Source organism: Pseudomonas sp. AAC (assembly GCF_000725445.1).
In the GTDB taxonomy this organism is placed as follows: domain Bacteria; phylum Pseudomonadota; class Gammaproteobacteria; order Pseudomonadales; family Pseudomonadaceae; genus Pseudomonas; species Pseudomonas citronellolis.
Genome location: NZ_KL647094.1, coordinates 1,122,908 through 1,137,133, shown reverse-complemented (window position 1 = coordinate 1,137,133; position 14,226 = coordinate 1,122,908). Strand labels below are relative to the sequence as shown.

The 14,226-nt window shown below is 66.5% G+C and carries 13 protein-coding genes; all 13 read left to right on the top strand.

Translation table 11 applies throughout. The features are described 5' to 3' along the window. Positions 1-158: 158 nt before the first annotated feature. Positions 159-1,277: a flagellin N-terminal helical domain-containing protein gene (locus FG99_RS04840; protein ID WP_009620862.1), complete on the top strand. Its 1,119-nt coding sequence runs from the start codon at positions 159-161 to the stop codon at positions 1,275-1,277. Positions 1,278-1,353: 76 nt separating this feature from the next. Further along, a complete protein-coding gene (locus FG99_RS04835; protein ID WP_051878452.1) occupies positions 1,354-1,725 on the top strand; it encodes a flagellar protein FlaG in 372 nt (123 codons plus the stop codon). A gap of 75 nt (positions 1,726-1,800) precedes the next feature. Then, positions 1,801-3,213: a flagellar filament capping protein FliD gene (gene fliD, locus FG99_RS04830; RefSeq protein ID WP_051878449.1), complete on the top strand. Its 1,413-nt coding sequence runs from the start codon at positions 1,801-1,803 to the stop codon at positions 3,211-3,213. Between the two features lie 124 nt (positions 3,214-3,337). After that, positions 3,338-3,718 (top strand): flagellar export chaperone FliS, encoded by a 381-nt coding sequence (gene fliS, locus FG99_RS04825; protein WP_009620865.1) that lies wholly within the window; start codon positions 3,338-3,340, stop codon positions 3,716-3,718. Positions 3,719-3,744: 26 nt separating this feature from the next. Further along, a complete protein-coding gene (locus FG99_RS04820; RefSeq protein WP_043267646.1) occupies positions 3,745-4,041 on the top strand; it encodes a flagellar protein FliT in 297 nt (98 codons plus the stop codon). A gap of 222 nt (positions 4,042-4,263) precedes the next feature. Continuing rightward, a complete protein-coding gene (locus tag FG99_RS04815) occupies positions 4,264-5,739 on the top strand; it encodes a sigma-54 dependent transcriptional regulator (RefSeq protein WP_024128246.1) in 1,476 nt (491 codons plus the stop codon). Between the two features lie 122 nt (positions 5,740-5,861). After that, positions 5,862-7,067, top strand: a complete 1,206-nt coding sequence (locus FG99_RS04810; RefSeq protein ID WP_141766099.1) for a sensor histidine kinase — start codon at positions 5,862-5,864, stop codon at positions 7,065-7,067. Positions 7,068-7,071: 4 nt separating this feature from the next. Beyond that, a complete protein-coding gene (fleR, locus tag FG99_RS04805; protein ID WP_043267642.1) occupies positions 7,072-8,487 on the top strand; it encodes a sigma-54-dependent response regulator transcription factor FleR in 1,416 nt (471 codons plus the stop codon). A 427-nt stretch (positions 8,488-8,914) separates the two neighbouring features. Continuing rightward, positions 8,915-9,250, top strand: coding sequence for a flagellar hook-basal body complex protein FliE (gene fliE / locus FG99_RS04800; RefSeq protein ID WP_009620871.1), 336 nt, complete (start codon positions 8,915-8,917; stop codon positions 9,248-9,250). Positions 9,251-9,273: 23 nt separating this feature from the next. Then, complete coding sequence (gene fliF, locus FG99_RS04795; RefSeq protein ID WP_043267640.1) at positions 9,274-11,064, top strand: flagellar basal-body MS-ring/collar protein FliF; 1,791 nt, start codon at positions 9,274-9,276, stop codon at positions 11,062-11,064. 6 nt (positions 11,065-11,070) lie between these two features. Next, positions 11,071-12,087: a flagellar motor switch protein FliG gene (gene fliG / locus FG99_RS04790; protein WP_009620873.1), complete on the top strand. Its 1,017-nt coding sequence runs from the start codon at positions 11,071-11,073 to the stop codon at positions 12,085-12,087. Then, the gene (gene fliH / locus FG99_RS04785; protein ID WP_051878446.1) at positions 12,088-12,873 is read left to right on the top strand and encodes a flagellar assembly protein FliH; all 786 of its coding nucleotides are present in this window, start codon (positions 12,088-12,090) and stop codon (positions 12,871-12,873) included. Continuing rightward, the gene (gene fliI / locus FG99_RS04780; RefSeq protein ID WP_043267638.1) at positions 12,863-14,218 is read left to right on the top strand and encodes a flagellar protein export ATPase FliI; all 1,356 of its coding nucleotides are present in this window, start codon (positions 12,863-12,865) and stop codon (positions 14,216-14,218) included. The genes fliH and fliI overlap by 11 nt, the downstream gene beginning before the upstream one ends. Positions 14,219-14,226: the final 8 nt, after the last annotated feature.

The window sequence follows — 14,226 nt, the reverse complement described above, 5'->3', positions numbered from 1 at the left end:
GGGTGCAAGAGGGGCTTGAAAAAAAATCGAAAATCGCCCTAAAGCAAAATCCGCCACGGACGATAACCCTAACGAAGGTTCTCCAGGCCATACCGGGCGGCACTAGCCAAGGGCCAGGGACCAACTGAAAGCAGTCGCCTATCCACGAGGATCTCGTCATGGCCCTTACCGTAAATACCAACATCTCTTCGCTGACCGTTCAGAAGAACCTGAACAACGCTTCGAAAAACCTCAACACTGCCATGACCCGGCTCTCCACCGGCCTGCGCATCAACAGCGCCAAGGACGACGCCGCCGGTCTGCAGATTTCCAACCGCCTGAGCAGCCAGATCAACGGCCTGAACAAGGCAGTGGACAACGCCAACGACGCCATCTCCATCGCCCAGACCGCCGAAGGCGCCCTGCAGGAATCCACCAACATCCTGCAGCGCATGCGTGTTCTGGCCGTGCAGTCCGCCAACGGCTCCAACAGCGAAGACGACCGTACCTCGCTGAACCAGGAGTTCAAGTCGCTGACCGCCGAACTGACCCGCATCTCCGAAACCACCACCTTCGGTGGCGGCAGCACCGCGGTGACCCTGCTCAACGGTAAAGCCGGCACCAACGGCACCATGACCTTCCAGGTCGGCGCCAACGCCAACGAAACCGTCAGCTTCACCCTGAACGACATGAGCGCCAAGGCCCTGAACGGCAGCTACACCCTGGCCAGCGGCACCATCGCGGTCACCGGCGTCAACGACACCACCACCGCCGCTACCTCGGGCAGCATCACCGTCAACGGTGTCGAAGTCGACTACGCCAAGGGCGCCAGCCTCAACGACATCGTCGCCTCGATCAACACCAACGTCAGCGGCATCACCGCGGTCGCCAGCGGCGGCAGCATCAAGGTCACCTCGCAGGACGACATCACCGTCACCGCGGGCGGCACCCTGACCGGCGGCACCGCCACCGTGGCTTCCGGCCAGACCGTGCAGTCGCTGAACATCGGCACCGCCGACAAGGCCCAGGCCGCGATCCAGGTGATCGACGATGCCCTGAAGCAGATCGACACCCAGCGTTCGGCCCTCGGTGCGGTACAGAACCGTCTGGACAGCACCATCTCCAACCTGCAGAACATCGCAGAGAACGCCACCTCGGCACGCAGTACGATCCAGGATGCCGACTTCGCCGCGGAAACGGCGGAGATGACCAAGCAGCAGACCCTGCAGTCGGCAGCCACCGCTGTACTGGCCCAGGCCAACCAGCTGCCCTCTGCCGTACTCAAGCTGCTGCAGTAAGGTCATCGGCGGTTGATACGAAGGAAGGGCGCACTGCGCCCTTCCTGCATTTGTCCAGAACAATGAGGAGTCGATGATGAGCGTGACTTTCTCTACGATCGGACTGGGAGCCCCCGTCAGGGCGGACCAGGCCCAGGCGGCCACGCCCATCGCGGCCGGCGGCAAGACCGTTGCCGTCGACGGCAAGGGTTCGCCGTCCACCGGCAGTACCCAGGCCGAGCCGGACAAGGCTACCCTGGATCGTGCGCTGGACAGCCTGCGCAGCAATGCCCAGGTCATCCACCGCAACCTGGAGTTCTCGGTCGACCAGGAGTCGGGCATCACCGTGGTCAAGGTGGTGGACAGCACCAGTGGCGACGTGATCCGGCAGATTCCCTCCGAGGTCGCGGTGAAGCTGGCGGAGAGCATCAAGGAAGCCGGCAACCTGCTGTTCCGGGAGCAGGCCTAGGAAGCTGGCCTGCTTCTTGCCTGAAGGCTCTGGTACGAGCAATTGCGTCAAGAAACCGTTTAAAGGAGCGCGGCAATGACTACGATCAGTTCTTCCTCGTCGGGCAGCATCGCCTCTACCGGCCTGGGGTCCGGCCTGGACATCGACTCGATCGTCAGCGCCCTGGTGAAGGCACAGACCAGTGCCAAGCAGACGCAGATCACCAACCTCACCAAGTCGAACACCACCCAGCTATCCGCCGTGGGCTCGCTCAAGAGCGCGCTCTCGACCTTCCAGCTGGCAGTGGCGACGCTCAACACCGCCGACTCCTTCTCCGGGCTCAAGGCCACTTCGTCGGACGATACGAAGGCGACTGCCACCGCCAGCGCTTCGGCCACCGCCGGTACCTACACCCTGGAGGTCGACAAGCTGGCAACCGCCTCCAAGGTGGCCAGCCAGTACGTCGGCAGCTCCGACAAGTTCGGCGCCGGTCGTCTTACCCTCAGCCAAGGCGGCAGTAACTATTACGTGGCAGTGTCCGCTGGCGATTCGTTGTCGACCATCCGCGACAACATCAACAAGCTCAGTTCCACCAGCGGCATCTCCGCCAACATCGTCACCGACTCCAGCGGCTCGCGCCTGGTGCTCAGTTCCACCACCACCGGTGCCGGCACCGATATCAGCGTCAAGGCCTCGGGCGACAGCAGCCTGAGCAAGCTGGCGATCGACGGCTCGGCAGCCTACAGCAGTTCCACCGGCGGCTATCTGGTTCAGGCCGGCGATGCCGAGTTCAAGCTCGACGGCCTGTCGATGACCAGTTCCAGCAATACCCTGGACAAGGCCGTCAGCGGCGTGACCTTCAATCTACTGACGACCGGCAGTTCCACCGTGACGGTGGCGACCAACACCGACGACCTGACCGCCAACATCCAGAAGTTCGTCGACGCCTACAACACGATGGTCAAGTCGATCTCCAGTCTGACCGACATCACCACCACCACCAATGAAGACGGTACCACCAGTACCAGTGCGGGGCCGCTGTCCAGCGATGCCACCACCCGCACCCTGCTCAACGGTCTGCGCAACGAGTTCGTCAATCTGTCCAGCGGTAGCGGTACCCTGCAGGTGCTGTCGCAGCTCGGCATCACCAGCCAGAAAGATGGCACCCTGAGCGTCGACAGCAGCAAGCTGAGCAAGGGGCTGGAGACCTATGCGGGCAACATCCAGAGCTTCTTCACCGGCAGCGACGGCTTCCTCAAGCGCATGTACAACGCCGTCGACACCTATGCCAAGACCAATGGCATCCTCGACCAGCAGACCGACTCGATCAACGCCACCATCAGCAGCCTGAAAAAGCAGCAGACCGACCTCGACGACCGCACCGCCAAGCTGACCGATATCCTGTACGCCAAGTACAACGCCATGGACAGCCTGGTCGCCCAGCTCAATGCCACCAGCAGCAGTGTGATGACCACGCTGAATGCGCTGAACAAGAGCTCCGACGACTGACGCCGGCAGCGTCTAGCCGACCGGCAGCGCCCGGCGCAGACGCAATTCGCGATTAAAGTCTGGCGCCGCCGCGCCGATACCCTGGACATCGGATATGAAACCTTCCACACCAGGGGATCTCGAAATGAATGCGATGGCAGCGCTTCGCCAATATCAGAACGTGGGTGTCCAGGCACAGCTCCACGAGGCGAGTCCGCACCGTTTGATCCAGATGCTGATGGAAGGTGGCCTGAGCCGCATCGCCCAGGCCCGCGGCGCCATGCAGCGCGGCCAGATGGCGGAGAAGGGCCAACTGATCGGCAAGGCCGTGGCCATCATCGGTGGCCTGCGCGACGGCCTGAACCTGGAAGCCGGCGGCGATTATGCCGAGCGCCTGAACGCCCTGTACATCTACATGGGGCGCCGCCTGCTTGAGGCCAACCGGCAGAATGACGAACATATGCTCGACGAAGTGGCCAACCTGCTTCGCAGCATCAAGGAAGGTTGGGACGGTATCCCGCAGTAATACCGTCCCTCCAGGAGACACCAAGCATGACCCTCGCCGTCGAGCGTATCGAACAAACCCGCAGCGCCCTGGGCACCGCCCTGGCGGAGCAGGACTGGGAAGCCATCGCGCGGCTGGACCTGGAGTGCCGCCAGCACGTGGATGCCGCCATGCACGAGCCGCTGGACGACGACAGCGACCTCAAGCGCAGCCTCGAAGGCCTGCTCGTGCTGTACCGCGAACTGGTCCAGGAAGTCACCCGCCAGCGCCAGGGCGTGGCCGAGGAGATCATCCGCGTCAATCGGTCGCACAAGGGCGCCAAGGTCTATCAGCTTTTCGGCTGAGCCCCGCGGGTCGCCCGTTCGGCGCGGCCCCCCGTTTTCGCCGTTGCCGCCGTTCGTGCCAGCAGGTAAGTTCTTCCGTCGGAAACAACGAATAAATCACGCCATAAATTTGACTCCTGCCACATTTTTGACTTTACTTGGTGGCTAAATGATGGCGGATTGTTTCCGCCTCTTTCCCGTTGCCGTTCGCCGGCCCACATGCCTTCGGAAGACAAGAGCAAGATGTGGCGTGAAACCAAGATTCTGCTGATTGACGACGACCTGGAGCGTTGCCGCGAACTCTCCACCATCCTCAACTTCCTCGGCGAGGACCAGTTGTCCTGCCGCAGCCGCGAATGGCGCCTGGCGGTCGACGACCTGCCCAACGGCAGCCGCGGCGTGCTCTGCGTGCTGCTCGGCAGCGTCGAGCACAAGGGCGGCGCCCTGGAGCTGCTCAAGCAGCTTTCGGCCTGGGACGAATTCCTGCCGGTGCTGCTGATCGGTGACTCGGCGCCGACCGACTGGCCGGAAGAGCTGCGCCGCCGCGTGCTGGCCAGCCTGGAGATGCCGCCCAGCTACAACAAACTGCTCGATTCCCTGCACCGCGCCCAGGTCTACCGCGAGATGTACGACCAGGCCCGTGAGCGCGGCCGCCAGCGCGAGCCCAACCTGTTCCGCAGCCTGGTCGGCACCAGCCGGGCCATCCAGCAGGTACGGCAGATGATGCAGCAGGTCGCCGACACCGACGCCAGCGTGCTCATCCTCGGCGAGTCCGGCACCGGCAAGGAAGTGGTGGCGCGCAACCTGCACTACCACTCCAAGCGCCGCGAAGCGCCCTTCGTGCCGGTTAACTGCGGGGCCATTCCCGCCGAGCTGCTGGAAAGCGAACTGTTCGGCCACGAGAAGGGCGCCTTCACCGGCGCCATCACCAGCCGCGCCGGGCGCTTCGAGCTGGCCAACGGCGGCACCCTGTTCCTCGACGAGATCGGCGACATGCCGCTGCCGATGCAGGTCAAGCTGCTGCGCGTGTTGCAGGAGCGCACCTTCGAGCGCGTCGGCAGCAACAAGACGCAGAACGTCGACGTGCGCATCATCGCTGCGACCCACAAGAACCTGGAGAAGATGATCGAGGGCGGCAGCTTCCGCGAGGACCTGTACTACCGCCTCAACGTCTTCCCCATCGAGATGGCGCCGCTGCGCGAGCGGGTGGAAGACATCCCGCTGCTGATGAACGAACTCATCTCGCGGATGGAGCACGAGAAGCGCGGCTCCATCCGCTTCAACTCCGCCGCCATCATGTCGCTGTGCCGCCACGACTGGCCGGGCAACGTGCGCGAGCTGGCCAACCTGGTGGAACGCCTGGCGATCATGCACCCCTACGGGGTGATCGGCGTGGGCGAGCTGCCGAAGAAATTCCGCCACGTCGACGACGAGGACGAGCAACTCGCCAGCAGCCTGCGCGAGGAGCTGGAAGAGCGCGCCGCCATCACCGCCGGGCTGCCGGGCCTGGACTCGCCGGCGATGCTGCCGGCCGAGGGCATCGACCTCAAGGACTACCTGGCCAACCTCGAACAGGGGCTGATCCAGCAGGCCCTGGACGACGCCAACGGCGTGGTCGCCCGCGCCGCCGAGCGCCTGCGCATCCGCCGCACCACCCTGGTGGAGAAGATGCGCAAGTACGGCATGAGCCGCCGCGAGGAGGAAGTGGCGGAGGATTGACGCCGCTTGCCTTTGCGTTTCAATAAGTGCCTGAAAATAAAGGACTAATTTTTAGGCACGCAGATTGCTAAGACTCTGCCAGCCGACGCTTTCACGACGTCGGATGGAAGAGAGACAGCATGATGCCAGCCGTACCCCAGCAGTCCCAGCCGACCTCCAGCGATGCGCCGGAGGAGAACGGCCGCGCCGGCCTGGACCAGGCCTTCGCCCTGTTCAACCAGATGTCCACCCAGCTGAACCAGTCGTACAGCATGCTGGAGGCGCGGGTCAGCGAACTGAAGGGACAGCTGGCCCTGGTCAGCGCCCAGCGCATGCAGGAGCTGGCGGAGAAGGAACGCCTGGCCAACCGCCTGCAGAGCCTGCTGGACCTGCTGCCCGGCGGCGTCATCGTCATCGACGGCCAGGGCGTGGTGCGCGAGGCCAACCCGGCGGCGCGCGGCCTGCTCGGCCAGCCCCTGGTGGGCATGCTGTGGCGCCAGGTCATCGCCCGCTGCTTCGCGCCGCGCAAGGATGACGGCCACGAGATTTCCCTGCGCGACGGGCGCCGCCTGTCCATCGCCACCCGCTCGCTGAACGGCGAGCCGGGGCAACTGGTATTGCTCAACGACCTCACCGAGACCCGCCGCCTGCAGGACCAGTTGGCCCGCCACGAGCGCCTGTCGGCCCTGGGCCGGATGGTCGCGTCCCTGGCCCACCAGATCCGCACGCCGCTGTCCGCGGCCATGCTCTATGCCGGCCACCTGAGCGAGCAGGCACTGCCGCTGGAGCAGCAGCAGCGCTTCGCCGGGCGCCTCAAGGAGCGCCTGCAGGAGCTGGAGAACCAGGTGCGCGACATGCTGGTGTTCGCCCGCGGCGACCTGCCGCTGCCGGACCGCCTGAGCCCGGCGGAGCTGTTCGCCGGCCTGCGCGCCGCCGCCGAGTCCCATGTCGCCGGCCTGCAACTGCGCTGGCAATGCGACGTGCGCGGCGGCGAACTGCTGTGCAACCGCGACACCCTGGTCGGCAGCGTCCTCAACCTGCTGCACAACGCCATCCAGGCCGGCGGCCAGGACGTGCGCCTGAAAGTCCACCTCTACGCTCGCGGCGACAGCCTGCGCCTGGCCATCAGCGACAGCGGCCCGGGCATGGACGCCGCCACCCTGGCGCGCCTGGGCGAGCCCTTCTTCACCACCAAGACCACCGGCACCGGCCTCGGCCTTGCGGTGGTCAAGGCGGTGGCCAAGGCGCACCACGGCGAACTGCGCCTGCAATCGCGACCGGGCCGTGGCACCTGCGCCAGCCTGGTCCTGCCGCTGATCGCGGCCCCCGTCCGTGAACACAAGGAATAACCCCATGCCCGCCAGAATCCTGCTCGTCGAAGACGACCGCGCCCTGCGCGAAGCCCTCTCCGATACCCTGCTGATCGGCGGCTGCGAGTTCACCGCCGTGGACAGCGCCGAGGCGGCCCTGGTCGCCCTGCAGCGCGAGGCCTTCGGCCTGGTGGTCAGCGACGTCAACATGCCCGGCATGGACGGCCACCAGTTGCTCGGCCTGATCCGCGCCCGCTACCCGCAGCTGCCGGTGCTGCTGATGACCGCCTTCGGCGCCGTCGAGCGCGCCGTCGACGCCATGCGCCAGGGCGCCGCCGACTACCTGGTGAAACCCTTCGAGCCCAAGGTGCTGCTGGAGCTGGTGGCCCGCCACGCCCTGGGCCAGGCGCCCGTCGCCGAGGGCGAGGGGCCGGTGGCCGTGGAGCTGGCCAGCCGCCAGTTGCTGGAGCTGGCCGCGCGGGTGGCGCGCAGCGATTCCACCGTGCTGATCTCCGGCGAGTCCGGCACCGGCAAGGAAGTGCTGGCGCGCTACATCCACCAGCAGTCGCCGCGCGCCAACAAGCCCTTCATTGCCATCAACTGCGCGGCCATCCCCGACAACATGCTCGAGGCCACCCTGTTCGGCCACGAGAAGGGCGCCTTCACCGGCGCCATCGCCGCGCAGCCGGGCAAGTTCGAGCTGGCCGACGGCGGCACCATTCTCCTCGACGAGATTTCCGAAATGCCCCTGGCCCTGCAAGCCAAGCTGCTGCGCGTGCTGCAGGAGCGCGAGGTGGAGCGCGTGGGCGCGCGCAAGCCGATCGAGCTGGACATCCGCGTGCTGGCCACCACCAACCGCGATCTGCTCGGCGAGGTGGCGGCGGGGCGCTTCCGCGAGGACCTGTACTATCGCCTGTCGGTCTTCCCCCTGGCCTGGCGCGCCCTGCGCGAGCGCCCGGCGGACATCCTGCCGCTGGCCGAGCGCCTGCTGGCCAAGTACGTGAAGAAGATGAACCTGGGCGCGGTGAGCCTGGCCGCCGACGCCCGCGACGCCCTGCTGACGCACCCCTGGCCGGGCAACGTGCGCGAGCTGGACAACGCCATCCAGCGCGCGCTGATCCTGCAGCAGGGCGGCCAGGTCCGCGCCCTGGACCTGTGCCTGAACGCCCCCATCGGCATGGCGCCCGTAGCGCCCGTGATCCCCCTGGTACAGCCCGCCCCGGTGGCGGCCGCCGCCAGCGCCGGAATTCCGTCGGCGCCCGCGGACAACGCCGGCGGCCTCGGCGAAGACCTGCGCCGCCGCGAGTTCCAGATGATCATCGACACCCTGCGCAGCGAACGCGGCCGCCGCAAGGAAGCCGCCGAACGCCTGGGCATCAGCCCGCGCACCCTGCGCTACAAGCTGGCGCAGATGCGTGACGCGGGGATGGATGTGGAGGCCTACTTGTACGCCAGCTGACGCTGGGGCTGTAAGCGGCAAGCCATAAGCTGCAAGCAAGAGCGAAAGCCTGGTTCCATGCCGTAATGCTGTTCATTCAAGCGACGACCTGGTTCGGCGAAGGCGGGAACGTAGGGCGGATAACCGTTCGCGGTTATCCGCCGTTGCCGGAGACGCCGATGCCCGTGAACGATGGCGGATAACGCCGTAGGCGTTATGCGCCCTGCGGAGCTGCGTTCCATATGAAAATGCCGTTTCTCTCATGGAGAGAAACGGCATTTTTCTTAAGTGAACAGCATTAGGTTCCACGCTGGGCTTTTTGCTTTTTGCCTGCCGCTTACAGCTTGTAGCTTGTCGCTGCCCCAAACCTGGCACCCTTGTTGCAATCCCCTATGCCAAAGCGCCGCGGCGTCAAAAAAGCCGCGGCCCGTAGTCAGAGGGAAAGCCAATGAGTCAGGGTATCGAGTTCAACCGCCTGCTGCTGGAAATGCGCTCCATGCAGATGGACGCCATGGCCAAGGCCAAGCCGGCCGCTTCGGCGCCGGCTGCCGTGGAGGGCGCGCCGAGCTTCTCGGACATGCTCGGCCAGGCGGTGAACAAGGTGAACTCCACCCAGCAGGCCGCCAGCGCGCTGGCCAATGCCTTCGAGGTGGGCCAGAGCAACGTCGACCTGACCGACGTGATGATCGCTTCGCAGAAGGCCAGCGTGTCCTTCCAGGCCATGACCCAGGTGCGCAACAAACTGGTCCAGGCCTACCAGGACATCATGCAGATGCCCATCTGAGCCACGGGGTAGGTAGATAGTTCATGGCCGAAGCCACTGTAGACAACCAGGTCCCCGCCAAAGCCGGCGCAGCCGAAATGCTGAAGAAGCCGCTGATGGGCCTGCAGTTCCTCGAGAACCTCGCCGAGATGCCGGTGCTGCGTCAGGTCGGCCTGCTGGTCGGGCTGGCGGCGAGCATCGCCATCGGCTTCGGCATGGTGCTGTGGTCCCAGCAGCCGGACTACAAGCCGCTGTACGGCAGCCTCAACGGCGTCGACGCCAACAAGGTGATCGAGACGCTGAACGCCGCCGACATCGGCTACAAGGTCGACCCCAACTCCGGCGCCCTGCTGGTCAAGGCCGACGACCTCGGCCGCGCCCGCATCAAGGTGGCCGGCGCCGGCCTGACGCCCACCGACAGCAACGTCGGCTTCGAGATCCTCGACAAGGAACAGGCCCTGGGCACCAGCCAGTTCATGGAGGCGACCAACTACCGTCGCGGCCTGGAAGGCGAACTGGCGCGCACCATCTCCAGCCTGAACAACGTCAAGGCCGCCCGCGTGCACCTGGCCATCCCGAAGAGTTCGGTGTTCGTCCGCGACGAGCGCAAGCCCACCGCCTCGGTGCTGGTCGAGCTGTACCCGGGGCGCAGCCTGGAGCCCAGCCAGGTGCTGGCGATCGTCAACCTGGTGGCCACCAGCGTGCCGGAACTGGACAAGTCCCAGGTCACCGTGGTCGACCAGAAGGGCAACCTGCTCTCCGACCAGCAGGAGCTTTCCGAGCTGACCATGGCCGGCAAGCAGTTCGACTATTCCCGGCGCATGGAAAGCATGTTCACCCAGCGTGTGCACAGCATCCTGCAGCCGGTGCTGGGCGACGGCCGCTATAAGGCCGAGGTCTCCGCCGACGTCGACTTCAGCGCCGTGGAATCCACCGCCGAGTCCTACAACCCGGACCAGCCGGCCCTGCGCAGCGAGCAGGTGAACAACGAGGAACGCCAGAACAGCAACGGCCCGCAGGGCGTGCCGGGGGCGCTGTCGAACCAGCCGCCGGGCCCGGCCAGCGCGCCGCAGCAGACCGGCAAGAGCGCCGGCGGCGATTTCGTCGCCCCGGGCCAGCCGCTGAAGGACGCCAACGGCCAGACCATCATCGACCCGAAGACCGGCCGTCCGGTGCTGGCGCCGTACCCCACCGACAAGCGCGAGCAGAACACCCGCAACTACGAGCTGGACCGTTCCATCAGCTACACCAAGCAGCAGCAGGGTCGCCTGCGCCGGCTTTCCGTCGCGGTGGTGCTGGACGACCACATGGTCGCCGACGCCAAGACCGGCGAGGTCAGCCACAAGCCCTGGAGCGCCGACGAACTGGCGCGCTTCACCCGCCTGGTGCAGGACGCGGTGGGCTACGACGCCAGCCGCGGCGACAGCGTCAGCGTGATCAACGCGCCCTTCGCCCCTGAGCAGAACCTGGAGATCGCCTCGCCGCCGTTCTACTCGCAGCCCTGGTTCTGGGACATCGTCAAGCAGGTGCTGGGCATCGTCTTCATCCTGGTGCTGGTGTTCGGCGTGCTGCGCCCGGTGCTGAACAACCTCGCCGGCAACAAGAGCAAGGCCCTGGTGGCCGGCGCCGGCGGCGACATGGCCCTGGGCGAGATGGGCGGCCTGGAGGGCGAGCTGGCCGAGGACCGCGTCAGCCTGGGCGGCCCGCCGAGCATCCTGTTGCCCAGCCCCAGCGAGGGGTACGATGCGCAACTGAACGCGATCAAGAGCCTGGTGGCTCAGGACCCGGGCCGCGTGGCCCAGGTAGTGAAGGATTGGATCAACTCCGATGAGTGATGCGGTATGAGCGAGACCCGGTTGAACGCCAAACTGACCAAGGTCGACAAGGCTGCGATTCTCCTGCTGTCCCTCGGCGAGACCGACGCGGCCCAGGTGCTGCGGCACATGGGCCCGAAGGAAGTGCAGCGGGTCGGCGTGGCCATGGCGCAGATGCGCAACGTGCATCGCGAGCAGGTCGAGCAGGTGATGAGCGAGTTCGTCGAGGTGGTCGGCGACCAGACCAGCCTGGGCGTCGGCGCCGACGGCTACATCCGCAAGATGCTCACCCAGGCCCTGGGCGAGGACAAGGCCAACAACCTCATCGACCGCATCCTGCTGGGTGGCAACACCAGCGGCCTGGACAGCCTGAAGTGGATGGAGCCGCGCGCCGTGGCCGACGTCATCCGCTACGAGCACCCGCAGATCCAGGCCATCGTCGTCGCCTACCTGGACCCGGACCAGGCCGCCGAGGTGCTCAGCCACTTCGACCACAAGGTGCGCCTGGACATCGTCCTGCGCGTGTCCTCGCTGAACACCGTGCAGCCCTCGGCGCTGAAGGAACTCAACCTGATCCTCGAGAAGCAGTTCGCCGGCAACGCCAACGCCACCCGCACCACCATGGGCGGGGTGAAGCGCGCGGCGGACATCATGAACTACCTCGACAGCTCGGTGGAGGGCGCCCTGATGGACGCCATCCGCGACGTCGACGAAGACCTCTCCGGGCAGATCGAGGACCTCATGTTCGTCTTCGACAACCTCGCCGACGTCGACGACCGCGGCATCCAGGCGCTGCTGCGCGAAGTCTCCTCGGACGTGCTGGTGCTGGCCCTCAAGGGGTCGGACGAGGGCATCCGCGAGAAGATCTTCCGCAACATGTCCAAGCGCGCCGCCGAACTGCTGCGCGACGACCTGGAGGCCCGCGGTCCGGTGCGCGTCAGCGAAGTGGAGGGCGCGCAGAAGGAAATCCTCACCATCGCCCGGCGCATGGCCGACTCCGGCGAGATCGTCCTCGGCGGCAAGGGTGGCGAGGAGATGATCTAAGTGAGTGGTCCCGCGAAACCCAAGGGCGAGGAGCACGATGGCCTGATTCGCGCGCGCGACGTCGCCGGCTTCGACCGCTGGGCGTTGCCCAGCTTCGACCCGGTGGTGGAACGGCCGCCGGAGCCTGCGCCCGAGCCGGAGGCGCCGGAAACCCCGGCGGTGGAGGAAGTCCCCGTCGAGGACGTCAAGCCGCTGACGCTCGAAGAGCTGGAAGCGATCCGCCAGGACGCCTACAACGAAGGCTTCGCCACCGGCGAGAAGGACGGCTTCCACGCCGGCCAGCTCAAGGCCCGGCAGGAGGCCGAGGCGGCGCTGCAGGAGCGCCTGGCCGGCCTGGAGACGCTGATGGGCCAGCTGTTCGAGCCCATCGCCGAGCAGGACCTGCTGATCGAGCAGATGCTGGTCAACCTGGTCGGCCAGGTGGCGCGCCAGGTCATCCAGCGCGAGCTGGAGGGCGACTCCAGCCAACTGCGCCAGGTATTGCGCGAGGCGCTCAAGCAACTGCCGATGGGCAGCGACAACGTGCGCATCCACGTCAACCCGCAGGACTTCGAACTGGTCAAGGCCCTGCGCGACCGCCACGAGGAAAGCTGGCGCATCCTCGAGGACGAGCAGCTGCTGCCCGGCGGCTGCCGCATCGAGACCGAGCATTCGCGCATCGACGCCAGCATCGAGACGCGCCTGGCGCAGATCACCAAGCAGCTCTTCGAACAGCAGCGCGAGCAGGCCACCCACGCCCTGGAGCCGGACCTGCACATCGACCTGGACCAGCCCGATGCGCCTTGACCGGGTGAGTTTCGCCAAGCGCCTGGAAGGTTATATGGAAGCCGCCAAACTGCCGGCGCAGCCGGTGGTGGAGGGCCGCCTGCTGCGCATGGTCGGCCTGACCCTGGAGGCCGAAGGCCTGCAGGCTGCGGTGGGCAGCCGCTGCATGGTGATCAACGACAGCGGCTACCACTCGGTGCAGGTGGAAGCCGAGGTCATGGGCTTCTCCGGCAGCAAGATCTTCCTCATGCCGGTCGGCAGCCTGGCCGGCATCGCCCCCGGCGCCCGCGTGGTGCCGCTGCCCGACAGCGGCCGCCTGCCCATGGGCATGTCCATGCTCGGCCGGGTGCTCGACGGCGTCGGCCGCGCCCTGGACGGCAAGGGCGGGATGCGCGCCGAGGACTGGGTGCCGATGGACGGCCCGACCATCAACCCGCTCAAGCGCGAGCCGATCCACGAACCCATGGACGTCGGCATCCGCTCGATCAACTCGCTGCTCACCGTCGGCCGCGGCCAGCGCCTGGGGCTGTTCGCCGGCACCGGCGTGGGCAAGTCGGTGCTGCTGGGCATGATGACCAAGTACACCAAGGCCGACATCATCGTGGTCGGGCTGATCGGCGAACGGGGCCGCGAGGTGAAGGAATTCATCGAGCACATCCTCGGCGAGGAAGGCCTCAAGCGTTCGGTGGTGGTCGCATCCCCCGCCGACGACGCGCCGCTGATGCGCCTGCGCGCGGCCATGTACTGCACGCGCATCGCCGAATACTTCCGCGACAAGGGCAAGAACGTGCTGCTGCTGATGGACTCGCTGACGCGCTTCGCCCAGGCCCAGCGCGAGATCGCCCTGGCCATCGGCGAGCCGCCGGCGACCAAGGGCTACCCGCCATCGGTGTTCGCCCGCCTGCCGCGCCTGGTGGAGCGCGCCGGCAACGGCGAGAAGGGTGGCGGTTCGATCACCGCCTTCTACACCGTGCTCAGCGAGGGCGACGACCAGCAGGACCCGATCGCCGACTCCGCCCGCGGCGTGCTCGACGGCCACTTCGTGCTGTCGCGCCGGCTGGCCGAGGAAGGCCATTACCCGGCCATCGACATCGAGGCCTCGATCAGCCGGGTGATGCCCCAGGTGGTCAGCCCCGAGCAATTGCAGCACGCCCAGCGCTTCAAGCAGCTATGGTCGCGCTACCAGCAGAGCCGCGACCTGATCAGCGTCGGCGCCTACGTCGCTGGCGGCGATGCGGAAACCGACCTGGCCATCCAGCGCTTCCCGGTGATGCGCCAGTTCCTCCGCCAGGGCCTGAACGAAAGCCAGAGCCTGGAAGACAGCGCCCAGCTGCTGGACGCCGTGCTGTCCGGCAAGGCCGGCTGAGGTTGCCG

Coding starts and splice junctions, on each gene's coding strand:
- FG99_RS04840 (WP_009620862.1), top strand. CDS start 159: ATGGCCCTTACCGTAAATACCAACATCTCTTCGCTGACCGTTCAGAAG.
- FG99_RS04835 (WP_051878452.1), top strand. CDS start 1,354: ATGAGCGTGACTTTCTCTACGATCGGACTGGGAGCCCCCGTCAGGGCG.
- fliD (WP_051878449.1), top strand. CDS start 1,801: ATGACTACGATCAGTTCTTCCTCGTCGGGCAGCATCGCCTCTACCGGC.
- fliS (WP_009620865.1), top strand. CDS start 3,338: ATGAATGCGATGGCAGCGCTTCGCCAATATCAGAACGTGGGTGTCCAG.
- FG99_RS04820 (WP_043267646.1), top strand. CDS start 3,745: ATGACCCTCGCCGTCGAGCGTATCGAACAAACCCGCAGCGCCCTGGGC.
- FG99_RS04815 (WP_024128246.1), top strand. CDS start 4,264: ATGTGGCGTGAAACCAAGATTCTGCTGATTGACGACGACCTGGAGCGT.
- FG99_RS04810 (WP_141766099.1), top strand. CDS start 5,862: ATGCCAGCCGTACCCCAGCAGTCCCAGCCGACCTCCAGCGATGCGCCG.
- fleR (WP_043267642.1), top strand. CDS start 7,072: ATGCCCGCCAGAATCCTGCTCGTCGAAGACGACCGCGCCCTGCGCGAA.
- fliE (WP_009620871.1), top strand. CDS start 8,915: ATGAGTCAGGGTATCGAGTTCAACCGCCTGCTGCTGGAAATGCGCTCC.
- fliF (WP_043267640.1), top strand. CDS start 9,274: ATGGCCGAAGCCACTGTAGACAACCAGGTCCCCGCCAAAGCCGGCGCA.
- fliG (WP_009620873.1), top strand. CDS start 11,071: ATGAGCGAGACCCGGTTGAACGCCAAACTGACCAAGGTCGACAAGGCT.
- fliI (WP_043267638.1), top strand. CDS start 12,863: ATGCGCCTTGACCGGGTGAGTTTCGCCAAGCGCCTGGAAGGTTATATG.